Source organism: Fictibacillus sp. 5RED26 (assembly GCF_015903895.1).
Classification (GTDB): Bacteria; Bacillota; Bacilli; order Bacillales; family Fictibacillaceae; genus Fictibacillus; species Fictibacillus phosphorivorans.
Window position 1 is genome coordinate 701,357 of sequence record NZ_JACZDU010000001.1, and the last position, 23,286, is coordinate 724,642.

The window sequence follows — 23,286 nt, forward strand, 5'->3', positions numbered from 1 at the left end:
TGTGGAGTGAACACTCTCTAACGGTTAACATTCAAGTCTCAAGCTCTGAGAAAACCTGTATCCCAGTTAATGGGATACAGGTTTTTGTTTATGAAATTAAATGTTGAATCTCATTAATTAAAAAATAATTTGACAGTTCATACCAATATCACATATAATTTCAAAAACATATGAAGTAGAAAACGAAGAAGAGGATTAGTAAATCGATTCTGTCTTTCAAGAGAGGAAGCTGTTTGGCTGCAAAGCTTCTACTGACAAACGATTGAACCTGCCTCTGAGTTCTGTATCTTATTCCATTAATAAGATATCCAGCGGTTAAATACCGTTATCATGAAAGAGTGTAAAGCTAAGCTTTGAATTAGGGTGGTACCGCCATGAAATTGGTCCCTAATGAAAAAGTTTAGCTTTTTTTATTTTCTAATAATAGTGAGGAGTGCAACCTATGGCAAAAGAATTTGTAAAAGATGTAACGAGTATGCAAGATGATTTTGCTCAATGGTATACAGATGTTGTTACAAAAGCTGAACTTATCGATTATTCAAGTGTTCGAGGATCTATGATTTTAAGACCTTACGGATACGCAATCTGGGAGAACATTCAAAAGGAACTTGATAAGCAGATCAAAGCGACAGGTCATGAGAATGTGTATATGCCGCTTTTCATACCAGAAAGTCTGCTTCAAAAAGAAAAAGACCATATTGAAGGATTCGCTCCTGAAGTAGCATGGGTAACACATGGTGGAGAAGAAAAGCTGACAGAACGTCTTTGTGTTCGCCCCACATCTGAAGTTCTTTTTGCCGAGCATTTTAAAAACATTATCCATTCTCATCGTGATCTTCCAAAGCTCTATAACCAGTGGTCGAACGTTGTGAGATGGGAAAAAACCACAAGACCTTTTCTTCGTACACTTGAATTCCTCTGGCAGGAAGGACATACGTGCCATGAAACAGATGAAGAGGCACACGAGGAAACAGTTCGTATGCTTAACGTATACGCTGATATCTGTGAGGACTATCTTGCAATACCGGTCGTGAAGGGTCAGAAAACAGAAAAAGAGAAATTTGCTGGAGCGAAATACACTTATACGATTGAAAGCCTTATGCATGATGGGAAGGCGTTACAGTCTGGAACTTCTCATCATTTAGGAGATGGTTTTGCCAAAGCGTTCGGTATCGAATTTACGAACAGAGAAGGTAAACTGCAGACCGTTCAGCAGACATCATGGGGCTTCACAACTCGTATTATTGGAGCGATGATCATGGTTCATGGTGATGACCACGGGCTAGTCGTTCCTCCAAAGATAGCACCAACTCAACTCATGATCGTACCGATTGCTCAACACAAAGAAGGTGTTCTCGATTTTGCATACGATTTAAAAGAAAAGCTTTCACAAACCATTCGAACTGGAATTGATGCAAGTGATAAAAAACCAGGGTGGAAATTTAATGAATATGAGATGAAAGGAATACCTCTTCGTCTTGAGGTTGGGCCGCGTGACATTGAGCAAAACCAAGTCATATTAGTTCGTCGGGATACAGGAGAAAAAGAAACAATATCTCTGCAAGATTTAGAATTACACATACAAAATACATTAGTTGATATTCAGAGTAACTTATTTAAAAAGGCAAAGGCTCATCAAGAACATCAAACAACGACAGTCACTACATTTGATGCATTTAAAAATGAACTAACTGATAAAGGCGGGTTCATTAAAGCGATGTGGTGTGGAGATGAAGCTTGTGAGAACTTTATTAAAGATGAAACAGGTGCAACATCAAGGTGTATACCATTTGAACAAGAAAAGCTCTCAGAAAAGTGCGTTTGCTGTGATGAAGAAGCAAAGCATCTTGTGTACTGGGCAAAAGCATATTAAAGGAAAGGGGTCAGACCCGGGGTCTGACCCCTTTCCTTATTTTTAAATATAATAAATTCCATAATATTAGGAACTTTACATTACTGTATGACATACACTATACTGTAATCGAGGTGATTGCATGAGCGAATTAATTTTCTCTCTAAAGACAGAACTGCGAAGAGGAACTTTAACTTTAGCAGTTTTAAGCCAGCTCCAAACACCGCAATACGGGTACTCACTCGCACAACGGTTAGAAGAGAACAACGTATCTATTGATCAAAGCACATTGTATCCACTTCTTCGAAGGCTTGAAAAGCAAGAGCTGCTGACGAGTGAGTGGGATACAACCGAGAACAGACCTAGAAAATATTATCTTCTGAGCGAGTTTGGTCAAGAAGTGTTCAGACAGCTGAAAGAAGAATGGCAAAAAACGTCCATGCAATTAAATTCGATGTTATAAGGAGGAATTCCAAATGAATTTGATTGAAACGTATATCAATGAAGTGACACAAAGACTTCCCGAAAAAATAAGGGATGACATCGCGATGGAATTAAGGTCTACTATCGAAGATATGCTTTCAGATCAATACACAGACAAGGATGTTGAAGTGGTTCTAATGAAACTAGGAGATCCTGTAAAACTCGCAGGCGAATACAATAATAAGCCTCGTTATCTCATAGGTCCTATGTTTTATGAAAGTTATATCAATGTCTTGATTGTAGCAGCGATCATTTCTGTTGTAATCAGCAGCCTTACGCTTTTTGTAAACGGTATGATCACGTTTGAGGGTGATAAATCTCTATTCACTGTAATGGCTTTTATCGGTCAACTTTGCTTGAAGATGCTCTTATCCAGCTTGAATGTTTTGTTTCAAGTTTTCTTCTGGGTAACGATTGTTTTTATCATGTTAGAACGATCAGGAGTTTCGAATGGTGATCTTTACACGAGAAAAAAGAAAACATGGTCTCCATCCGATCTATATCAACTTAAGAAAGTAGTTGCGAAAAGACAGATTCCAAAAGCGGAAGTTTTCTTTAGTTTATTCTGGACAGCAATTTGGGCAATAATCCTATTTAAGTCGGCTGAAATGATCGGTTGGTATGAACAAAGTGGAAAAGGATTAGAAGGACTTACGCTCAAAGCTCCACTATTTAATGAAGAAGTTTTGTTCACGTATGCTCCTTTTATAGTTTTGCTTATTCTTATTGAAGTGGGTCTTGCTATCTATAAATTTTTCATTGGAAGATGGACGAATCTGCTTGCTTCTTTGAACTTAATCTATCATTTTATTTCGGTAGGATTACTTTGCTTTATGCTAACGGATGAAACTCTTTATAATAAGTCATTTACTCAAAAACTATATGACACCGTCCCGGATGTTCCAGCATTTTGGTTTGTATCCACAATAGCAGCACTCATGGTTGTATTTTCCATCATTGATATTATTACGGGCTTCAATAAAGCAAATAAATCAAACGCTGCCATCGACCAATGGATGAAGAATGGATAAGAAAAAGGCTTCTAAAAAGAAGTCTTTTTATTTTTGAAATGGAACAATATGTTAAAGTTTAATAGTAGAAAAATACGAAGGAGGAATAACGTGTTTACGATAGTAAAAGCAGATTCTTCAAAAGCGAAAGAAATAGCAATCTTCATTGCAAACGAAAACAGAATCACCTCTAACTATTGCGGTTATTGTGGTGAAGAAGAGCATGAAATTCTCCATTCACTAATTGAAGACGTTTCAGATGTTCCTTACAATGAATCCTTCGCATTGGCTTATGAGGATGATCTCCTTGTAGGAGTGATCGGATTTGATGCAGATCTCGAGAACGGAAACGCAGAAATATGGGGACCTTTTATCCGGCATAGTGAGCACCAGCAAATTACTAAACAGCTTTGGGAGTTTTTACTTCAGCTCATTCCCCAAAGAATTAACACGGTTCATTTCTTTATCTCTACAGAAAATACAAATCAGAGAGAGTTCCTACTACATAATGACTTTATGGATCAAGAAAGTAAACATACAATACTTACGGTCAATAAGGAATCCTTAACAACCACAAATTTAGTAAAGAACATAAAAAAACTGACAGAAAATGATAAAGATGTTTTCAAAAATCTCCATGATACCCATTTTCCTTCTACTTACTACAATTCAAAACAGATCATTGAACGAATTAACGAGTTTCATAAAGTGTTTGTTTATGAGACTGAGAATGAGGTGGTCGGTTACATTTATGTGGAAATACAACCTGAGTTTGCAGAGGGTTCTATTGAATTTTTCGCTGTAGATGAAAAGCATCGAGGAAAAGGAATCGGCGTACAGCTATTAACGTATGCCGTCAAATGGATGCTTAGTAATCCGCACATGAGACGTATTGATCTATGCGTAAACCATGATAATAAACAAGCGATCAACCTATACCAGAGAATCGGGTTTGTTATTCAAAAAGAACTATTTCATATTAAGAAGCAACTTTCAGCAGAAACATATTCTAGAAAATAGTACTATTTTTACTTCACCTCTATGAAAAATATTTTTTCCGTATAAAATAGATAGAGTGATTATGAATCTATTTAAGGGGAGAATGTTATGAAAAACACTTGGAAAGCCTATCGTTCACCGATTATATTGCTCCTCGCAATTATTGCCGGAAGCATCATCGGTTCGACGATGGGGAAGGACGCTGCAGTCCTTAAACCGTTCGGCGATCTGTTTCTAAACGTTATGTTCATGATTGTCGTTCCACTCGTTTTCTTTTCGATCTCATCGAGTGTAGCGAGTATGGCTGGAACTAAACGTTTTGGTAAGATTATCAGCTCTATGCTGATCGTCTTTTTATTCACAGGAACGGTTGCTGCTATCATCAGTATGGCTGGAATTAAAATCTTTCCGCCTTCTGAGGGTGTGAAGATCGACTTAGTGAAGCCTGATACAACGGGTGAGGAAGTATCGATTGGTGATCAGTTAGTTAGTACAGTCACTGTGCCAGATTTCGTAGATCTATTAAGTCGTGCCAATATGTTAGCACTAATCCTTTTTTCAGTGTTGTTAGGTCTGGCAACTTCGAAAGTAGGAGAAAAAGCAAAGCCGCTCGCGAACTTCCTTTCAGCGGGAAGTGAAGTTACCCTTCAGATGGTGAAATATGTGATGTATTATGCACCGGTTGGTTTGGGAGCATACTTTGCTGCACTTGTTGGTGAATTCGGCCCAACGTTGCTCGGTTCATACTTTAAAGCAGTCTTATTCTACTATCCGTTCTCTATTCTTTATTTCTTTGGTTTCTTTACCTTATACGCGTTCATGGCTCATGGAAAGCTTGGTATCCGTGTGTTTTGGAAAAACATGCTTTCGCCATCTGTAACGAGTTTAGCAACGTGTAGTTCTGCTGCGAGTATTCCTGTTAACTTAGAAGCTACTAAGAAAATGGGAGTACCTGACGATATTAGTGAAACGACGATTCCGCTCGGTGCAACGCTGCATAAAGACGGATCTGTTATCGGTGGGGTATTAAAGATCACGTTCCTTTTTGGAATATTTGGAATGGACTTCTCAGGATTCAATACTTATCTTCTTGTTGGTGGAGTTGCTCTACTAGTCGGTATGGTAATGGGAGCGATCCCTCAAGGTGGACTGATAGCGGAGATGCTTATTCTATCTCTGTTTGGTTTTCCTCCTGAAGCTCTTCCAATAATTGCAGCGATCTCTGCCATTATTGATCCTCCAGCTACTTTATTGAACGCTACAGGTGATAATGTCGCAAGTATGATGACAGCGCGTTTAGTTGAAGGTAAGAACTGGCTGATTAAAAAGACAGGTTCGTTAACAGAACAAAAAGGCGCATAATCTATGTACATCTCTAACTCATCTTATGTTGAGTTAGAGATTTTTTTATGGAAAAAATGTGTATCTACTTTGTTATTACATCCCAATCATTGGCTGAAAGTAAAAGCACAATAAAAAAAGCCTTCCGCTAACTAATAACGGAAGGCTTAAGTGTAACTAAAAGATTAAGTTTAATACGAGATAAGATAGAGCTGCTAATGTCGCAGAGATCGGAAGTGTGATGAACCAAGTGATGATCATTGTCTTAGCAGTTCCCCACTTAACCCCTTTTAAACGGTGAGACGCACCAACTCCTAGGATAGAAGAAGTGATAACGTGCGTTGTACTTACTGGTATACCTAAGAAAGATGCTCCAAAGATAACTGAAGCTCCCGTTAAATCAGCAGATACCCCGTTAACTGGACGAATCTTCATGATCTTTCCGCCAACCGTCTTAATAATTTTCCAGCCACCTACAGAAGTACCAAGACCCATTGCAAGTGCACAGGAAATCTGTACCCAAAGCTGAATATCAGTGCTTTCCGTGTAGCCGTTCGCAATTAGTGCCATCGTGATAATACCCATCGCTTTTTGCGCATCATTCGTACCGTGTGAATAAGCTTGAAGCGCAGCAGTAGCTACCTGCACTTTACGAAAACCGTTATTTGTTTTCGTTAGGTTCGTATTTTTAAATATCATCTTAATAACGTTATAAAATATAAAACCAACAATAAATGCCAAAATTGGAGAAAGAAGTAAACCATAAATAATTTTTAGAAAACCAGAATAATGAAGTGCTTCAAAACCAGCAGCTGCAATCGCAGCACCAGCGATAGACCCGATAATCGCATGTGAAGATGAACTTGGAATTCCGTAGTACCAAGTAATCAAGTTCCAAGCGATTGCCGCAACAAGAGCAGCAAGGATAACGACTGACCCATTAGGAAGTGTAAATGGGTCAACAATATCTTTTGTGATCGTTTTTGCAACACCAGTGAATGTCATGGCTCCGACAAAGTTCATGACAGCAGCTAAAATAATAGCTCTTCTTGGTGTCAACGCTTTTGTTGAAACAGATGTTGCAATCGCGTTCGCCGTATCATGAAATCCATTGATAAAATCAAATGCAAGCGCACCGATTACAACAAGAATGGTAATGAGTAATACTGTATCCATACCAGCCACCCGTTAAGCGTTTTTCATGATGATAGATTCTAAAGTATTTGCAACGTTCTGGCAGCTGTCGGCAATGCCTTCAAGCACTTCGTACATTTCTTTATACTTAATAACTTTGATCGGATCTGTTTGTGTTGAGAACAACTCACGCTGTGCTTCACGGTAAAGATCGTCACATTTTGATTCGTAATCTTTAATTTTGATAGCATGTTCACGCATATCAAGAAGTTTTTTCTCTGATAACAAATTAACAGTAAGCAGGATTTCTTCCGCACTTAATTTAATGTATTCTACAAATTTAACCATGTATTGATCTGGATTTGTAATTGCGTAAATATCAAACAATGCAGAAGATTGCTCGATACCATCTAAAATATCATCCATGCTCATGGCAAGTGATAAGATGTCTTCTCTTTCAATGGGTGTAATAAATACTTTGTTCAGTTCCATGATAACGGTATGAACATAAGAATCACCTTTAGATTCTAGTTCTTTTAAGTGGTCCGCAAACTCGCGAAGATCATTTTCGTTGTTAATTTTGAAATCGTGGAAATAACCAGCAGAGTCCTTCAAGTTGCTAGCAATATCCGTTAGCATGACCATGAACTTGTCCTTTTTCTTTGTAAACATAGTACCCTCCAAAAGAAATGTCTTTTATCCTTTTTCTTTTACGTTTTTTATAGTGGTTATTTTTTTCTATTTTTTAACCACCCAACACATTATACAAAAAAATAAGAGTTTTTGTCGAAAAAGAATGAATTGTAATCAATTATTTACAAAAGATTAACAAGGTTAACCTATCTTTTTATAATTTACACACACAGAATTTACAATGTAAATGATTTGAAATGTTTTCTTTATATTCTTCTAACTCATCATTCCTTAACGTATTATTTAGAATCTAGTGGCACAGAAAGTCCATAGAAGAACATTTGTAAAATATCTGTTGCTAGCTTTTTTCCATTCTCTCCTGTGATCATCGAGATAAGCATATCGTTATTGAAAAGTTGGATGTATACCATTATCGATTCTAAAGAAAGATCAGGATTGATCTCACCATTATTTTGAGCACTTCTAATCAGGTCAACTATTAAAGGAATTGCATACTTAGATTGAAATTCAGTTAAGTAAATTTTTAACTCCTCATCGTTTAGCATCATCTCTTGAATAACTTCTGGATGAATGTTCAGTACGTTATTCGTCTTTTGATGGATGCTTGCGGTCATTTTTTCTTTAAAAGAAAGATCCTTCTGAAATAGCTTCTTATGAAATTTGTATTCTTCTTCTACAAATTCTTTAATCACTTCACGAAACAAAGCTTCCTTGCTGCCAAAATGATTATAGATGGTTACTTGAGATACCCCAGCATGTTTTGCGAGATCTTCTATTTTTATTTCTTTAATGCCTTGTTTTTGAAAAAGCGAGAAAGCAGCTTGTTTAATATCTTTTTTCTTCTGTTCCTTACGACGTTCGTATCCGTTCAAATTTCTTCACCTCTTTACTAGGATAAAACATATTTTGAAAAATAACAAATCACATATTTCAAAAAGTATTGCTAAGCGCGACGAAAAGGGTTATGATTATTTTGAAATATAATTAGTTTAATATTTCAAAAAGGTGGGTGTGACGATGATTATCGTAAAGGGACTGTCAAAGCGATTTACTGCAGAAAAAGGTTTGTTCGACCTGAACTTTGAAGTGCAAAAAGGTGAGGTGTTTGGATATATTGGTCCGAATGGAGCGGGCAAATCAACAACCATTCGTCACTTGATGGGTTTTATGAAACCAGATAGTGGGCATTCTTCAATCGATGGAATGGACTGTTGGAACAACGCTGCACGCATTCAAGAACAAACAGGATACCTGCCCGGAGAGATTGTTTTTTTAGAAGGGATGACAGGGCTTGGCTTTTTGTCACTCGTTCAAAAGATGCGAAAGCAAACCTCTACAAAACGGAGAGACGAATTAATTGAAAGATTTCAGTTAGATGTAAAAGCACCAATAAGGAAGATGTCTAAAGGGATGAAACAAAAAGTGGGAATCATAGCAGCGTTTATGCATGAACCTCAAGTTCTTATATTAGATGAACCTACATCGGGGCTAGATCCACTCATGCAGCGTGTTTTTATCGATCTTATCTTGGAAGAAAAACAAAATAACAAAACGATACTTATGTCATCACATAGTTTTCAAGAGATTGAGCGGACTTGTGATTCGGCAGGGATCATAAAAGACGGAAAATTAGTAGCGCTAGAAGATATGCATAGGTTACGTACGGTTCAACGACGTGTATTTGAAGTGAAAGTTAAGTCTGAAAATGATATGAATACCATTCTTCATTCCAATTTGGATACAGAAGTAAAAGGGGAAAGAACGGTTCATGTTACGGTTCAAGGGAACGATCAGGAATTTCTTCAATTGTTAAGCGGCTGTGAGGTTCAACATATCGATACACGGCCACAGGATTTAGAAGATATTTTTATGCATTATTACGACAGAAGGGAAGTGGCGAAATGAGCTTGCCTTTATTCCTTGCGATGATGAAAAGTCACGGAAAGCTGATTGCCGGGTTCATATACGGTGCTGCAGCTTATATTGTCCTGATCATTTGGATATATCCTTCTATTGCTGATATGAAAGGATTTAACGATATGATCGCAGCTCTGCCAGAAGGCATGCGAAAGCTGATCGGTATGGAGAATGGCATAAATTCCCTATCAGACTATGTAGCGGGTGAATTTTACGGTATGTTGTTTTTGATCATATTGATGGTATATGTGATCTTGACTTCAACTCGGGTGATGGCACGCCTGATCGATCAAGGTTCAATGGCCTATATGCTCGCTACACCAAATTCAAGAGTTAAGGTTGCTATCACACAGGCAGCAGTATTGCTTACCGGACTTGCATTGATCGTAGGGTTTACAACGCTTAGTGGTATTGCAGCAAGTGAATGGTTGATTCAAGGGTATCAATTGGATATTCCTTCTTTTATTAGAATGAATGTACTGACCTTTCTTATCTTCTCAACGATCGCAGGTTATTGCTTTTTTATCTCATCGGTAAGTAATGATGAGAAAAAAGCGCTCGGAATTTCTGCTGGGATCACGCTATTGTTTTATATGTTGAACATGGCAGGTAAACTAAGTGAGAAAACAGAATGGATGTTAAACTTTTCGATCTTTAAATGGTACGACCCGGTTAAGTTGATCAACAATGAAATGGACGCGATCTGGATCGGTTGTTCTCTAAGTATCTCAACATTTTTATTGTTCATGGTTAGTGTGATCGTGTTTAAGAATAGAAATCTTCCGTTATAAATATTCTAAATAGTTCGACTAACGTGTATAATATTAATAAACAAAGTCACCAAAATGGAAATTCCACATACAATGTTAGTGCTAGGAACCGAATATTGGATAGTTTTCAGGCTGCTGTCGTAAAAGACGGCAGCATTTCTGCTTTTTAAGGGTACTTGAGGATGATAGTTATTATCAATACAGCAGGAGGGGAAGTCCAATGGAACTCTCTGCACGAACACAACTGTTAATGGCAACGACGTCTGGCATCTTCATATTAACGGCATGGATGATGGAAAAGTATTCAGAGTCTCCTTATTTTGTGCTCTTTTATCTGTTAGCTTTCATCGTAGGAGGCTATGCAAAAGCGGTTGAGGGGATTCAGGAAAGCATTAAAGAGCGACAATTGAATGTTGAACTTCTTATGATGTTTGCCGCAATTGGATCAGCTGCGATCGGCTATTGGGGAGAAGGCGCTGTTTTGATCTTGATCTTTGCTTATTCTGGTGCGCTAGAGATGTACACTTTACAAAAAAGTGATAAAGAAATCAAAGCATTAATTTCTTTGCAGCCTGAAGAAGCTTGGCTTTTAATGGAGGATAAGGAATATAGAGTGGAAGCTTCCTCCTTAGAACCTGGTAACCTTATAAAGGTTAAGCCAGGAGAACGGGTGCCTGCAGATGGAATCATCGTAAAAGGGAACTCTTTTATTAATGAATCCGCTCTAACAGGTGAGCCCCTTGCTCGAGAGGTCTACGCATCATCGGAAGTATTAGCAGGAACGTTGAATCAATCTGGATTATTAGAGATTTCTGTGACGAAACACATGAAAGACTCTGTGTTTCAAAGAATGATAGATTTAGTGAACAACGCTCAAAGTGATGCTCCGCCAGTGCAAAGGAAGATTGAAGAGTTTGAAACAAAATATGTTCTTTTCGTATTACTGGCAGCAGCATTAACGTTTCTAGTGCCTGGATCGATTGGTATTTGGAGTTATTCCGAATCATTATATCGAGCTTGTGTTCTACTAGTTGTTGCTTCTCCTTGTGCACTTGTAGCATCGACAATGCCAGCATTACTTGCTTCGTTATCTAACGCAGCGAAGAATGGGATTCTATTTAAAAGTGGTGTATTTTTGGAGAAGTTGAGTTTAGTGAACGTAATTGCTTTTGACAAAACAGGTACTTTAACAAAAGGCCATCCCACTGTGAAACATGCTGAGTTTCTCCATTCTTCTTGGGCAAAAGAAGAGTTGATCTCAATCATCCATGGAATTGAAAGTAATAGCATACATCCTCTTGCAAAAGCTATTAATGAACATCTTAAAATTCATCAAGAAATAAAACCTATAGAACTGAATGCGTTTGAGGATGTGCCAGGAATGGGTGTGAAAGCTCACATCCAAGATACTATATGGAAAATAGGAAATCGTGAGTGGACTGATATAACAGAAAAGCAAGAGTGTGAGCTGTTGATGAGGATAGAGGACAAAGGAGAAGAAACAGGACACACTGTTGTCTATGTAACGGCTGATGATCAGCTCACAGCCTATTTTCTACTAGGAGATACTGTAAGGGAAGAGACCATTCAAGCGATAAAAGATCTACAAGAAAAACAAATTTTAACGATCATGCTAACTGGTGACTCTAAACGTGGAGCAGAAATGATCGGAAGAATCGCGAAGGTAGACGAAATAGGTTTTTCGTGCATGCCTGAAGATAAAGTTAACACCGTGAAAAAATGGAAGGATAAAGAAGCGGTGGTAGCTATGATCGGTGATGGTGTGAACGATGCACCTGCTCTCGCTATAGCAGATGTTGGTGTAGCGATGGGAATGGGAAGCGACGCCGCCATTGAGACTGCAGATGTAATCCTCGTAAAAAATGATCTAAGCAAGCTGCTTTATGCCATGCAACTATCTGAACGTTTATCAAAAATTATTAAACAAAATATCATTTTTTCAATCAGTGTTATTTTATTTTTATTATGTGCGAACTATTTACAGTTCCTCACGTTGCCATTTGGCGTGATCGGGCATGAAGGAAGCACGATACTAGTGATTTTAAATGGGCTTCGCTTATTAAAATAGCCATAGAAAAAAGCCGGACTTAACGTCGCGGCTTTTTATCTGAATTAAAAAGTATTATTGTTTATATCACTTTGTTTTTTTTCATAGCTAGAATCTGTTCCTGTCTTTTGCTGTGTATCAGTGGAAGAAAGGGTACGAGGCGTTACAACAGCTTTTGTTTGCGTGTTGGTTTGATAGTTGTCTTTTTCAGCCTCTTGTTTTGCTTCTTCTATCGCAGATTGTGTTTCACTTTTTACCTCAGTCGCCGTATTCTTCGCTTCCTGCAGCTTTTGACGAGCAGAAAGAGAAAGGTTTCCGGATTTTTCTTTTATAGATGCAACTGTATCTTTAGCATCCATCGTTCCAAGTTTTGCTTTTAGCATTGTTTCATCTTTCATCTGTTGCGTGCGTTCTTTCAATTTGATAGACGAATCACGAAGATCGTTTCTAAACTCATTTCCGTTTTTAGGAGCATATAATAATGCTGCAGCAGCCCCTACAAGACCTCCCACTACTAAACCTGTAGCAAAACCAGAAGCATTACTTTTCTTGCTAACATTAGTATCAGCAGTATCTCGTGTTTGGAAATCGGAATGTGTAAAGACCGGTTCCGCAGTAGTCGTTGTTGTGTTTGTATGGTTAGGCATAGTATTGAATCCTCCTTTTAGTCTGTATAAAACCCTACCCGGAACCTATTGATGATAAACATGAAGCATGAAGGCGTGATGAATATTAATAGAACCAAATTTATCGGTTAGGATGGCATGATGAAATGCAAATAGTATATTTACTCTACATACGGTTGATAGAGAATGATAACTCCAAAACGTTATAAATTTGAATATAGAAAAAGCCGGGCAGCAATCACCCGGCCGAATTCTATTTATTTCATTAACTCTTTAATTCTGGAAGCATACGAATTTCTTCATTCATTGCTGATTTGCAAATGGGGCATTGCGGTTCTTTTTGCAAAGAATAGTCAGCGCGCATCCAGCATGAGCATCCATCACTCGTACATGCCCAAACCTTCGTTTCTACGTCTGGAATCGGCTCTGCAGGTTGTTTTGAAAAAAAAGCCATAGATATCCCCCTTTTTCTGTTCTACTTATAGTATACGCCTAAAAGAGGAAAAATATGTATCAATTTGATTACATATTTAAAATAAGTTCATATTGAGCAGAGATTTCCCTTGCCCAGCGTGCATGAATCTCTTTAATTTCTCTCGGAGATTTTATGGAAATGTTCGTTTTCAATGGCCATAAATACTCGGCAGCTTTTTCAACATAAGTTGCCAAAATATCTCCTGTCAGACTGTATAAACCATCTTGTTTCATAGTAATAAATTGCTTAAGAAAAGGGTGAGACTCACAATAAGTTAATTCTTCTAGTAATAAATCTGCTTCGAGTCTAACATAGTTTCTTGGTGAGATTTGAGATGCCCAGTTATGAATAGTTACCTCGGTAAAATCTTTTACTTCTATTGGTTCATAATTTATTACAGCATGCTTGATATCTGATAGTGTAAAAACGTGATAATCCATGAGCGAGTAACAATATGCTGGACAGTACCATTCACCATTTTCGCTATAAAGCCCAATCAGTTGAATGTTGCTATACATTTTTTGTTCTTTCATCGTATATAGAATCGTGACAATCTTTTGTTTGATTGAAGCTTCAAGAATAATTGGCGCAACCTGACTTTTTGGAGGTAATGGTAGCTGCACCAAAAGTCGTTTTTGAATTTGAGTCCAATTGTCTTTAGCATCTTCTGGCATGAATTGATGCAGTTTATGTAAAATAGATTTACTTTGGGTTTGAAAAGGAAAACTTGATTCAGTGTATGCTTGCAAACTAAATAGAATAGAGGAAGCCTCCATTTCGGTAAATCCAATCGGAGGAAGAATACGATCGTTCTCGATGCGATATCCGCCGTGTGGTCCGAATTCAGATACGATTGGAAGGCCCATCTCGATAAGATTTAATAGATCACGTTGAATGGTTCTTGTAGATACTCCAAATTCATCAGCTAATTCCTTTAAGGTAAAATGCTTTTTAGAGTTTATGGAAAGCAGTAACCGTTCCAGTCTTTTTATTTTTGACATGTTAGACCCCTAATTGAAATATTCATATATTAAAACTTTTGTACTAGTCTTTGTATGTTATATCGTACAAATATGCTGAAATGTTAGAGTTTATCCAAATAAAGTAAGAATAAATTAAAAAACACGTTAATCCATTGGATAACGTGTTGATTTCGTAGTATGAAAGGTAGGAAAACTAATCTGCGGTCATTGTTATAAGCAGTTTTTTAATATTAGTTCTTTACTATTGAAGAAAGGCGTTCAATACATTGAACCATATCCGCAAGCTGTTTATCAGTGAGCTGTGACATGTACTTGATCAGTACACCGTTTCTTTTTTCTTGAATTGCATGAAATGCCACTAAACCAGTTTCATTTAATTGCACATATACAATTCTTCGATCGAGGTCAGAGCGATAACGATCTACTAATCCTCTTTTAACGAGTCGATCGATGATAACGGTAGTAGCACTTGCACGTACTTTCATAGCGTCAGCAATCTCGGAAACCGTCCATTTTTCACGAGATGATAAAGTCTTTAATATTTGGAATTGAGTAGAAGTAATCTCTTCTTCTTCCCATATCTCAGGCTTTATCACGTCCATGATCTCATTAAACGCTTTCTCTATACGCTCTACTTCCATTAATACATTTCTACTATCTGCCACCACTTTCACAGTACTGCCTCCTTAGCTTACATTACTCCTATTTTAATATAAATTTCCGATAAGTTCCATTAAAGAGTAGTATAAAGTATCTAGTTTTCAATGTGTATCTCTGTGCTAGTATTTAAACTATTGAAATATAGGTTTAATTTAGAAACAAAAATATATTTCCTGATAAAAGAGGAATTCACTTGTTACTATCTAATAAAAAATAGAGAGATAAAGGGGGATGTGCAAGATGGCACGTATTGCTTGGATTACAGATAGTACAAGCTGCATAACACAGGATGAAGCGAAAGAACTTGGCATTCATATTATTCCTGTATCTGTCATAATGGAAGATAAAATTTATAAAGACGGAGTAGATATTACCCCGGATGAATTTTATGCAAAACTTGAAAGTGTTTCGGAACTTCCAAAAACGAGCCAGCCAACAGTTGGAGAGTTCTCAGACTTTTATGAAGTTCTGAAACATAACTATGATTGTGGAATTGCCATACATGTTTCTGAAAAATTTAGCGGCACGATCAATGGTTCTAGACTTGGTGCGGAAATGGCAGATTTTCCAGTACATATTGTAGATTCAAAGATTTTATCTGAATCAATGAAACAACTTTTGTTAAAAGGAAAGAAACTTGAATCTGAAGGATTGGAAGCTCAGGAAATTGCTGCGATGCTGCGTGAAACAGCAGATCATGTAAAAGGCTACGTTTGCATCGGGAGTCTTGAGCAATTAAGAAAAGGTGGTAGATTATCTGGTGCAAGCTTCCTTGTTGGAAATCTTCTTCAGATCAAACCTATACTTACCTTTGACGATGGTTCACTCGTACCATTTGAAAAGATCAGAACGTTAAAAAAAGCAGAATCTCGTGTACTCGCTTTGTTTGATGAAGCGGCAGAAAATAAAGGTGCTTATGGTGTAAGTGTCGTATACAGCGGCTCCTCAGAAAAAGCTGAGGATTGGCTTCACCTGTTAAGAGAGAAGTATCCACACATTACATTCAATCTAGGGCAGCTGAGCCCTGCGATCGGCGTCCACGTTGGCGCAGGCACCCTCGGCCTCCTCTGGTTTGAAGAATAGGGGTCTGACCCCACACAATTACAAACAAGCAAAATGTCCATCCATGATGGACATTTTGCTTGTTTTATTATGATCTATACTGCACTGCTTTTCTTAATCTTTTTTTCGAACTGCAAAGACGATCAAAATACTCCATAGAAGAAGTAGGGGTACCAAAGCTGAAATTTCTGTAAACAAATCTATAGAAAAAAACTCGTTCAAAATCGTTCTTAAGTTCGTTACGATTATTAAGCCACCAGCTAATACGCCTAATAGCGCTGGCTTAAACTTTTGCACAAGCCACGCTGCAAAAGGAGCTGCAATGATCCCACCTAGCATCATCGCAACAACGACCTGCCAAAGCAAAGTTTCCCAACCGATAAACAAAAAGAAACCGATAGAAGCAGATAATGATACTGCAAATTCACTAAAATTTACTGAGCCGATCGCTTTATTAGGAGTAAGGTTTTTCTGTGTAAGCAGAATAGGAGTTGTTATCGGTCCCCATCCACCGCCACCTGTTGCATCCATAAACCCAGCGATTAGCCCTAATGGACGATACATCATTTGCTTAGCACTGCTCTCTGTAGAATCTGTCTCTGTATCCACCTTTACTTTTATCAGTAAAAAGCGGAACAGAACATAAAAGCCAAGACCTAATAAAAATAACGAGATGTACGGTTTGATAAATGCAGAAGGAATGTAACTTAAAAAAGCAGCACCTAAGAATGCACCTATAGCGCCTGGGATGACGAGCTTTTTGACCGTTTTCATATCTACATTTCCGAATTTGAGGTGTGAGTAGCCTGAGACAGCAGATGTCACAACTTCTGATAAGTGAACAGAAGCAGAGGCTAAAGCGGGCGAGAACCCGACTACTAAGAGAAGAGTTGTAGAAGTAACTCCATAAGCCATGCCTAGAGAGCCATCTATGAGTTGAGCCATGAGACCAATCAAAGCCAGCATTACAATTTTTTTCATAAAAGCTCCTCCAACAATAATGATGCTATAGATTATGTGGACAAAATGAGAAAGGTTCAGGTCAAATGTTTATGATTTTATAATTTTTCGCTGTTATTTCATATAAAAAGAACTGAAATAATTGTTTTTTTGTTCATTTTTAGATACTCTAATAGACAGTGTTGCAAGTAGAGGTTAATCGCCTTTATTTTGTGGAATAATACAAAACAGTTATAAATACATAAATTGGAGTGATATGTACAATGGAAATCGGTTTAATCGGCCTTGGGAAAATGGGCTTCAATATGGCACTGAATATGAATGATAAAGGGAATACGGTTTTCGCTACAGATGTTAACAAAGATACAGTGAAAGAGATCTCAGCGGAAGGTGTTAAAGGTGTTGACTCGATCGAAGAGCTTGCTAATTCTTTTACAGGAAGAAAAGCGGTTATTCTTTTAGTTCCAGCTGGAGAGATCGTTGACCAAGTAATCGAACAACTGAAGCCACATTTAACAGAGGGCGATATTATCGTTGACGCTGGTAACTCCATGTACAAGCACACTCTTCGCCGCTATGAGGAACTAAAAGCATCAGGCATCCATCTTGTAGATGTTGGTACGAGTGGAGGAACTGATGGAGCGCGTTACGGTCTTTGTGCCATGATGGGTGGAGATGACGATGCTGTTAACTACCTTGCTCCTTTATACGAAAAAATTTGTGTAGAAAAAGGATTTATGATTACAGGGCGTGCAGGTTCTGGTCATTTCTTGAAGATGGTTCATAACGGAATCGAGTACGGTATGATGCAAGCAATCGGAGAAGGTTTTGAGATCTTAGATAAAAGTGATTTCGATTACGACTATGAAGCAGTTTCTAGAGTATGGAATAACGGATCAGTTATCCGTAGCTGGCTGATCGAACTGATGGAGAACGCATTCAGCAAACAGCCAAAACTTGAAGACATCCGCGGTGTGATGAATTCTTCAGGTGAAGGGATCTGGACAGTTGAAGCTGCTCTTGATTATCAAGCGTCAGCTCCAGTTATCGCACTATCTCAATTCATGCGTTTCCGTTCATTAGAAGACGACACGTTCCACGGTAAAGTCGTTGCGGCACTTCGTAACGAATTTGGTGGCCATGCAGTCGTGAAAAAATAATAAAATGCCTTAATAAAGACCTCATTGCTTATACGTTTAAGCAGAGGTCTTTCATTAATTTTTGGACATTCAACATATACTAGTGATGAAGAGATAAGAATAGGAGTTTTGATCATGGAAGAAAAATTTGTTCGTGAATCTCGAACAGTAAAATCCTCAGTAGTACTTCCACCGGATACAAATAATCATGGTACGTTATTCGGAGGGAAATTGATGGCTTATATCGATGATGTTGCAGCTATATCAGCGATCCGACATGCACGAAAAAATGTGGTTACAGCTTCAACGGATTCGGTTGACTTTTTACAGCCGATAAAAGAAGGACATTCTGTTTGCTTAGAATCATTTGTGACGTGGACGAAAACAACTTCAATGGAAGTTTTCGTAAAAGTGATCTCAGAAAATCTATTGTCTGGAGAACGAAAAGTTTGTGCGGTTTCCTTTCTAACATTTGTAGCGTTAGATGAAGAGGGTAAACCAACCCCAGTGCCAAAAGTTATACCTGAAACAGAAGAAGAAAAATGGCTCCATGAACATGCGCCAGAACGAGCAATTGCAAGAAAAAAGCGCAGAGAAGAAAGCAAGAAATTGGCCAAAGAGTTCGGAGTAAAAAAACCTTGGGATCCAATGTGAGTATAAAGATATATTTTTAGTGTTTTGCAGTTCATAAGATTCGCATTTTTAAAAGAAGATGCTATAATAAAGTTACCTTTTTCCAGCCAGGGATACAGAACCCTGGCATTTATACTGTTAATTTGTTAAAGCCCCTGATCGTTTTCATCAATGAAATCGATCAGGGGCTTTTTTGTGTTTAAAGTGTGTAAACGAATCGTTAGTACATAACCAAGTCGTGTTGTGCAAATGCTAAGAAAAGTTTGGTAAAAAGGCGGATGGTTATGCGGAATAGAAGAAAGCGTCCAATCATTAGAACTCATAAAAAGTTAACAGATATGTTAGCAGATAAAAAGCATGATGATCATTCTTCTCTTCAATCTAATACCATTTCTATGGATACATCAATACAACAGAAAAAAGAAACAGAAAAGCGTGTTGGAGAACTTAGTCCGGTTCTGCATGTGGTGGTTGATAGAGTAAAGACACTCTTAGGTAACCCGATGGATTTAATCGTCCGTGAGTTTGAATTTGAGCTAGAACACAAGGTTACAGCTACATTATTATTTTTAGAAGAAATGAATGATTCTCAAGTGTTAAATGAGTTCATTCTTTCACCATTGATGTCACTGTCATCAGACAAGCAATCTTCTCCAGTGCCAGTAGACCATGCATTACATTACATCAAACAGAATGCTTTAGCCCTTGGAAGAGTATTGGATGTCGAAACGGAAGATGAATTAGTTGAAGCCCTTCTTGCTGGTTTAAGTGTTCTTTTAGTTGAAGGTAATACAAAAGGTCTTAAACTAGGAACGAACGGCGGAAAAGTTCGAGGAATCGAAGAGCCTACATCAGAAGTTGTTATTCGTGGTCCTAAGGATTCATTCACAGAGTCAATCAAGACGAATATCTCGTTAATAAGACGAAGAGTAAGATCAAAAGATATTAGAATTGAAAAGTTCAAAATAGGAGAAGTCACACATACAGATGTGGCGGTTGTTTATCTAGAGAATATCGCTGATCCATTATTGATTCAAGAGATTAAAGAGAGAATTGAAGAAGTGAAGACAGATGGCTTGCTAGAATCCGGTCAACTTGAAGAGTTTATTCAAGACGAGACAGTCACTGTTTTTCCGCAGTTTCTAAATACTGAACGACCAGATGTTGTTATTGGAAACCTGCTCGAAGGTCGTGTGGGTATCATTATTAATGGAACACCGTTTGTTCTAATCGCCCCAGCACAATTTATACAGTTCTTTCAGTCATCAGAAGACTATTATATGAGGTATGACATCAGTACATTTCTTCGTTTGTTGAGATTTTCGGTCTTTATTATATCCTTGATCGCTCCATCGATTTATATTGCCCTTACCACTTTTCACCAAGCCATGATTCCAACGACTCTTTTGTTTGGAATCGCTGCTCAGCGTGAAGGAGTACCGTTTCCGGCAATAGCAGAAGCGTTAGTGATGGAGATTACATTTGAAATCTTACGTGAAGCAGGAATTAGGATGCCACGGGCGGTAGGCGTCGCCGTTTCAATCGTTGGGGCACTTGTATTAGGGCAAGCAGCAGTTCAAGCAGGACTTGTTTCACCTGCGATGGTTATCGTTGTGGGAATCACTGCAGTAGCTAGCTTTGCGATCCCATCGTTTGCTGTCGCCACATCAGCACGATTATTACGATTTCCGTTAATGCTGATCTCATCAGTTTTCGGCTTCTATGGTCTTACACTAGCTTTGATTGTAATCATCGCACATTTATCAAGCTTAAGATCTTTCGGTTATCCATATTTAAGTCCTTTTGCTCCGTTACAAACACAGGATTTAAAAGATAGTCTGTTTCGATTTCCGATTACCAAATTGTTCAAAAGACCAGAAAAGCTATCGGAAAAAAACCAAACACGTACAAAACCTTATTCGGTTAAGAAGAAACGAGAGGAGGAGACAACACGTTGAAACTTTTAAAAAGTTGCCTTCCTCTCTCACTCTGCCTTCTATTTCTAACAGGCTGCTGGGATCAAAATGAGCTGGATGAGCTTTCAATCGTAATGGGAATTGGAATTAACATTGATAAAAGAGGAAATTTAATTGTGACCTATCAAGTGGTGAACCCAACAGAAGTTGCTCCAGGGATTACCGGAGCTGGAGGAGGAAAACAGCCCGTCTTCACCGTCTATGAGACAACAGGAAGAAACTTGATGGAAGCAACGAGAAAAGCAAGTAAACAAACATCAAGACGCTTGTTTTTTGCGCATGCGAGGATGCTTGTTTTTAGTGAGAAAATTGCAAAAGAGAGTATCTATCAAGCGGTTGACATGATTTCTCGTGACCCTGAAGTTCGTTCGACCATTCAAGTTGTTGTAGCTAGAGATACGACGCCATCAAAATTATTAAGAACGTTTACAGCCATCGATAAGGTTACTTCCGATGAAGTGGCTACAATTTTGAAGATTTCAGAGAAAAATTGGGGAGAAAATATGCAGCAAGATATTAATGAAGTCCTTCAATCTATTATCGATGAAGGCGGAGAACCGATAATCAATGGCATTAAAATTACGGGTGACCATAAATTGGCAGTGACAGCACAAAACTATGAAGTGGGCGATCCCGCGAGAGTTCAGTTATCAGGCATGGGGGTATTTAGAGATGGCAAGCTGCAGGGGTGGTTGGATGGACCTGAAGCGAGAGGCGTTCTGTGGATAAAGGGAAAGCTTGTTAGTTCAGCGATTACAGTACCTTGTATGGGTAACGATAACGGATATTCTATCGAGATTGTTCGTTCGAATACTGAACTGTCGGCAGATACAAAACAGGATATACCGACGATAACACTCGATGTGTTTCCTGAAGCAAATATTGCAGAAGCAAACTGTGCAGTGAACTTAGAAAAAACTTCTGAAATCCTTAAAATTGAAAGTAAATTAAACCTTGTAATTGAAAAAGAAATTCAAAAAACGATTAACGCATCACAAGATTTTAATAGCGATGTACTTGGATTTGGTGAATTGTTGTATAGAGAAAATCCGAGTAAATGGCGCAATGTTTACAAAAAGAACTACAAAGAGATATTTCCGAAGTTGGAAGTGAAAGTGAATGTCGATTCTCGTATTAGAAGATCAGGTGTTCGAACTTCACCGTTTTTATTAGAGGAAAAGAAAGAGGCTCCAAAATGAAGACCATCAAGATCGATATTCAACAATACTTTATTATCATCGTCTTATTTGAACTCGGAAGTGCGATCCTTGTTGGTTTAGGAATGGATGCTGGCAGGGATGCTTGGATCGCTATCCTGCTCGGTATGACATGCGGTATGTTTCTATTTGTAGGTTATTATTATCTCTATAAACAATTTCCAGAGCAATCGTTAACACAATATTTGCAGATCTTGTTCGGTAAGTATATAGGAAAATTATTTGGTTTCTTGTACCTAATGTACTTCATGTATTTAGCTGCTCGTGTTTTGCGTGACTTTGGAAGCCTTCTGCTGTCAGCAGTTTTTGTACAAACACCGATTATTGTTGTAAATGCGCTAATGATTGCTACAATTGTTTATGTTTTAAAATTAGGTTTCGAAGTTCTAGTAAGAACAGGGGAGATCATTTTTTTTCTAGTCGTTCTCTTAGGAATCGTTCTTGCTGTACTTGTTTTATCAGCAGACTTAATGAAATACAATTATCTTCTTCCTGTTCTAGGCAAGGGGTTCTTGCCGGTCTTAAAGGCGGCGTTCCCAGTAACACCGACTTTTCCTTTTGGAGAAATGGTGGTTTTTACAATGTTGTTGCCATATTTGAAAACAACAAAGAAAAGTAAAGCACTAACAGTTGGGTTATTTGCCATTATGGTGAGTGGGATTATCTTAAGTGTAACGGTCGCGATGGACATTGCGATATTAGGAGGGCATGTTGCTACTCATGTCTACTTCCCATTGCTTGCTGCAGTTGCGAAGATTAACTTAGGAGAATTTATTCAAAGGTTGGATGCGTTAGTGGTATTTACGCTCATTATAGGAGGGTTCTTTAAGATCTCTGTATTGTTTTATGTTGCAGTTAAAGCAACCCAAGACATCTTCGGAGTAAAAGAAGAAAAAAAGCTCATAGGCCCAATCGGTATTGTATTGATTCTTTCATCTATCGTCATAGCAGCAAATTATGTGGAACATATTACAGAAGGTTTAAATATCGTTCCTCATTTTATCCATTTACCATTTCAAGTTGTTTTACCGAGTCTATTCATTATTGTATTCTTAATAAGAAGAAAGAAGCTTAAGCCTTTTGCTTCTTCTCCATCCACTTCGACAGAATAAACGTTAGGATGGGTAAGATCATCAAAGTGATCACTAGAACATATTCAACCTTGTCCACATAGTGAAAGAAAGACATAAACGATTTTTTTATAACCGTTGCTGGAGCGATTCCTAGAAACCAATCAATGACAACGAGTAAAGAGAACATACTGAATAGTAAAATGATATAAATAACAACAGGATTCTTCATGACGTCCACCTCCTGTTTTTAGTTT

23 protein-coding genes and 1 other annotated feature are annotated in these 23,286 nt (G+C 38.0%); of the genes, 14 read left to right on the forward strand and 9 right to left on the reverse strand.

What is annotated here, in order from left to right; genetic code table 11:
• Positions 1-176: 176 nt before the first annotated feature.
• Positions 177-392, forward strand: a binding site (T-box leader).
• 50 nt (positions 393-442) lie between these two features.
• From proS to IHV10_RS03775, 5 genes are all read left to right on the forward strand, one after another.
• Complete coding sequence (gene proS, locus IHV10_RS03755) at positions 443-1,873, forward strand: proline--tRNA ligase (RefSeq protein ID WP_197127383.1); 1,431 nt, start codon at positions 443-445, stop codon at positions 1,871-1,873.
• Positions 1,874-1,994: 121 nt separating this feature from the next.
• A complete protein-coding gene (locus tag IHV10_RS03760) occupies positions 1,995-2,315 on the forward strand; it encodes a PadR family transcriptional regulator (RefSeq protein WP_191752745.1) in 321 nt (106 codons plus the stop codon).
• A gap of 13 nt (positions 2,316-2,328) precedes the next feature.
• Positions 2,329-3,366: an HAAS signaling domain-containing protein gene (locus IHV10_RS03765; RefSeq protein ID WP_197127384.1), complete on the forward strand. Its 1,038-nt coding sequence runs from the start codon at positions 2,329-2,331 to the stop codon at positions 3,364-3,366.
• Between the two features lie 90 nt (positions 3,367-3,456).
• The gene (locus tag IHV10_RS23070) at positions 3,457-4,365 is read left to right on the forward strand and encodes a GNAT family N-acetyltransferase (RefSeq protein ID WP_197127385.1); all 909 of its coding nucleotides are present in this window, start codon (positions 3,457-3,459) and stop codon (positions 4,363-4,365) included.
• A gap of 87 nt (positions 4,366-4,452) precedes the next feature.
• Complete coding sequence (locus tag IHV10_RS03775) at positions 4,453-5,706, forward strand: dicarboxylate/amino acid:cation symporter (protein ID WP_197127386.1); 1,254 nt, start codon at positions 4,453-4,455, stop codon at positions 5,704-5,706.
• A 156-nt stretch (positions 5,707-5,862) separates the two neighbouring features.
• Here the strand turns inward: IHV10_RS03775 and IHV10_RS03780 are convergent, their stop codons facing one another.
• The 3 genes from IHV10_RS03780 to IHV10_RS03790 form a co-directional block, all read right to left on the reverse strand.
• Positions 5,863-6,861 (reverse strand): inorganic phosphate transporter, encoded by a 999-nt coding sequence (locus IHV10_RS03780; protein WP_197127387.1) that lies wholly within the window; start codon positions 6,859-6,861, stop codon positions 5,863-5,865.
• Positions 6,862-6,873: 12 nt separating this feature from the next.
• On the reverse strand, positions 6,874-7,491 hold the full coding sequence (locus IHV10_RS03785; protein ID WP_153238795.1) for a DUF47 domain-containing protein: 618 nt from the start codon (positions 7,489-7,491) through the stop codon (positions 6,874-6,876).
• Between the two features lie 260 nt (positions 7,492-7,751).
• Entirely contained in the window at positions 7,752-8,345 is a 594-nt protein-coding gene (locus tag IHV10_RS03790; RefSeq protein ID WP_197127388.1) for a TetR/AcrR family transcriptional regulator, read from the reverse strand.
• A 145-nt stretch (positions 8,346-8,490) separates the two neighbouring features.
• Between IHV10_RS03790 and IHV10_RS03795 the strand changes: the two genes are divergently transcribed.
• The 3 genes from IHV10_RS03795 (at position 8,491) to IHV10_RS03805 (ending at position 12,249) form a co-directional block, all read left to right on the forward strand.
• Positions 8,491-9,378 carry an ABC transporter ATP-binding protein gene (locus tag IHV10_RS03795; RefSeq protein ID WP_197127389.1) on the forward strand — a complete coding sequence of 296 codons (888 nt, stop codon included), beginning with the start codon at positions 8,491-8,493 and terminating at the stop codon, positions 9,376-9,378.
• Positions 9,375-10,181: an ABC transporter permease gene (locus IHV10_RS03800; protein WP_197127390.1), complete on the forward strand. Its 807-nt coding sequence runs from the start codon at positions 9,375-9,377 to the stop codon at positions 10,179-10,181. Before IHV10_RS03795 ends, IHV10_RS03800 begins: the two co-directional genes overlap by 4 nt.
• A gap of 199 nt (positions 10,182-10,380) precedes the next feature.
• Complete coding sequence (locus IHV10_RS03805) at positions 10,381-12,249, forward strand: heavy metal translocating P-type ATPase (protein WP_197127391.1); 1,869 nt, start codon at positions 10,381-10,383, stop codon at positions 12,247-12,249.
• Positions 12,250-12,293: 44 nt separating this feature from the next.
• Here the strand turns inward: IHV10_RS03805 and IHV10_RS03810 are convergent, their stop codons facing one another.
• From IHV10_RS03810 to IHV10_RS03825, 4 genes are all read right to left on the reverse strand, one after another.
• A complete protein-coding gene (locus tag IHV10_RS03810; protein ID WP_197127392.1) occupies positions 12,294-12,875 on the reverse strand; it encodes a YtxH domain-containing protein in 582 nt (193 codons plus the stop codon).
• Between the two features lie 244 nt (positions 12,876-13,119).
• Positions 13,120-13,308: a cold-shock protein gene (locus IHV10_RS03815; protein WP_197127393.1), complete on the reverse strand. Its 189-nt coding sequence runs from the start codon at positions 13,306-13,308 to the stop codon at positions 13,120-13,122.
• Between the two features lie 68 nt (positions 13,309-13,376).
• The gene (locus tag IHV10_RS03820) at positions 13,377-14,330 is read right to left on the reverse strand and encodes a helix-turn-helix transcriptional regulator (RefSeq protein ID WP_197127394.1); all 954 of its coding nucleotides are present in this window, start codon (positions 14,328-14,330) and stop codon (positions 13,377-13,379) included.
• Between the two features lie 212 nt (positions 14,331-14,542).
• Complete coding sequence (locus IHV10_RS03825) at positions 14,543-14,986, reverse strand: MarR family winged helix-turn-helix transcriptional regulator (RefSeq protein WP_197127395.1); 444 nt, start codon at positions 14,984-14,986, stop codon at positions 14,543-14,545.
• 226 nt (positions 14,987-15,212) lie between these two features.
• Here IHV10_RS03825 and IHV10_RS03830 point away from each other — a divergent pair, with 226 nt between their 5' ends.
• The gene (locus tag IHV10_RS03830; RefSeq protein ID WP_197127396.1) at positions 15,213-16,055 is read left to right on the forward strand and encodes a DegV family protein; all 843 of its coding nucleotides are present in this window, start codon (positions 15,213-15,215) and stop codon (positions 16,053-16,055) included.
• 93 nt (positions 16,056-16,148) lie between these two features.
• Here IHV10_RS03830 and IHV10_RS03835 read toward each other — a convergent pair whose 3' ends face one another.
• Entirely contained in the window at positions 16,149-17,015 is an 867-nt protein-coding gene (locus IHV10_RS03835) for a TSUP family transporter (protein ID WP_197127397.1), read from the reverse strand.
• A gap of 242 nt (positions 17,016-17,257) precedes the next feature.
• On the opposite strand from IHV10_RS03835, the gene gnd reads away from it, so the two are divergent.
• The 5 genes from gnd to IHV10_RS03860 all read left to right on the forward strand — a co-directional run bounded on the left by gnd (position 17,258) and on the right by IHV10_RS03860 (position 23,071).
• A complete protein-coding gene (gene gnd, locus IHV10_RS03840) occupies positions 17,258-18,154 on the forward strand; it encodes a phosphogluconate dehydrogenase (NAD(+)-dependent, decarboxylating) (RefSeq protein ID WP_066392738.1) in 897 nt (298 codons plus the stop codon).
• Between the two features lie 114 nt (positions 18,155-18,268).
• Positions 18,269-18,787, forward strand: coding sequence for an acyl-CoA thioesterase (locus tag IHV10_RS03845; protein WP_137789990.1), 519 nt, complete (start codon positions 18,269-18,271; stop codon positions 18,785-18,787).
• A gap of 263 nt (positions 18,788-19,050) precedes the next feature.
• Complete coding sequence (locus IHV10_RS03850) at positions 19,051-20,724, forward strand: spore germination protein (protein ID WP_197127398.1); 1,674 nt, start codon at positions 19,051-19,053, stop codon at positions 20,722-20,724.
• Positions 20,721-21,941, forward strand: coding sequence for a Ger(x)C family spore germination protein (locus tag IHV10_RS03855; protein ID WP_197127399.1), 1,221 nt, complete (start codon positions 20,721-20,723; stop codon positions 21,939-21,941). The genes IHV10_RS03850 and IHV10_RS03855 overlap by 4 nt, the downstream gene beginning before the upstream one ends.
• Positions 21,938-23,071 carry a GerAB/ArcD/ProY family transporter gene (locus IHV10_RS03860; protein WP_197127400.1) on the forward strand — a complete coding sequence of 378 codons (1,134 nt, stop codon included), beginning with the start codon at positions 21,938-21,940 and terminating at the stop codon, positions 23,069-23,071. The genes IHV10_RS03855 and IHV10_RS03860 overlap by 4 nt, the downstream gene beginning before the upstream one ends.
• Here IHV10_RS03860 and IHV10_RS03865 read toward each other — a convergent pair.
• Positions 23,031-23,261 (reverse strand): hypothetical protein, encoded by a 231-nt coding sequence (locus IHV10_RS03865; protein WP_197127401.1) that lies wholly within the window; start codon positions 23,259-23,261, stop codon positions 23,031-23,033. The genes IHV10_RS03860 and IHV10_RS03865 overlap by 41 nt on opposite strands.
• Positions 23,262-23,286: the final 25 nt, after the last annotated feature.

Coding starts and splice junctions, on each gene's coding strand:
- proS (WP_197127383.1), top strand. CDS start 443: ATGGCAAAAGAATTTGTAAAAGATGTAACGAGTATGCAAGATGATTTT.
- IHV10_RS03760 (WP_191752745.1), top strand. CDS start 1,995: ATGAGCGAATTAATTTTCTCTCTAAAGACAGAACTGCGAAGAGGAACT.
- IHV10_RS03765 (WP_197127384.1), top strand. CDS start 2,329: ATGAATTTGATTGAAACGTATATCAATGAAGTGACACAAAGACTTCCC.
- IHV10_RS03775 (WP_197127386.1), top strand. CDS start 4,453: ATGAAAAACACTTGGAAAGCCTATCGTTCACCGATTATATTGCTCCTC.
- IHV10_RS03780 (WP_197127387.1), bottom strand. CDS start 6,861: ATGGATACAGTATTACTCATTACCATTCTTGTTGTAATCGGTGCGCTT.
- IHV10_RS03785 (WP_153238795.1), bottom strand. CDS start 7,491: ATGTTTACAAAGAAAAAGGACAAGTTCATGGTCATGCTAACGGATATT.
- IHV10_RS03795 (WP_197127389.1), top strand. CDS start 8,491: ATGATTATCGTAAAGGGACTGTCAAAGCGATTTACTGCAGAAAAAGGT.
- IHV10_RS03800 (WP_197127390.1), top strand. CDS start 9,375: ATGAGCTTGCCTTTATTCCTTGCGATGATGAAAAGTCACGGAAAGCTG.
- IHV10_RS03805 (WP_197127391.1), top strand. CDS start 10,381: ATGGAACTCTCTGCACGAACACAACTGTTAATGGCAACGACGTCTGGC.
- IHV10_RS03810 (WP_197127392.1), bottom strand. CDS start 12,875: ATGCCTAACCATACAAACACAACAACGACTACTGCGGAACCGGTCTTT.
- IHV10_RS03815 (WP_197127393.1), bottom strand. CDS start 13,308: ATGGCTTTTTTTTCAAAACAACCTGCAGAGCCGATTCCAGACGTAGAA.
- IHV10_RS03820 (WP_197127394.1), bottom strand. CDS start 14,330: ATGTCAAAAATAAAAAGACTGGAACGGTTACTGCTTTCCATAAACTCT.
- IHV10_RS03830 (WP_197127396.1), top strand. CDS start 15,213: ATGGCACGTATTGCTTGGATTACAGATAGTACAAGCTGCATAACACAG.
- IHV10_RS03835 (WP_197127397.1), bottom strand. CDS start 17,015: ATGAAAAAAATTGTAATGCTGGCTTTGATTGGTCTCATGGCTCAACTC.
- gnd (WP_066392738.1), top strand. CDS start 17,258: ATGGAAATCGGTTTAATCGGCCTTGGGAAAATGGGCTTCAATATGGCA.
- IHV10_RS03845 (WP_137789990.1), top strand. CDS start 18,269: ATGGAAGAAAAATTTGTTCGTGAATCTCGAACAGTAAAATCCTCAGTA.
- IHV10_RS03850 (WP_197127398.1), top strand. CDS start 19,051: ATGCGGAATAGAAGAAAGCGTCCAATCATTAGAACTCATAAAAAGTTA.
- IHV10_RS03860 (WP_197127400.1), top strand. CDS start 21,938: ATGAAGACCATCAAGATCGATATTCAACAATACTTTATTATCATCGTC.
- IHV10_RS03865 (WP_197127401.1), bottom strand. CDS start 23,261: ATGAAGAATCCTGTTGTTATTTATATCATTTTACTATTCAGTATGTTC.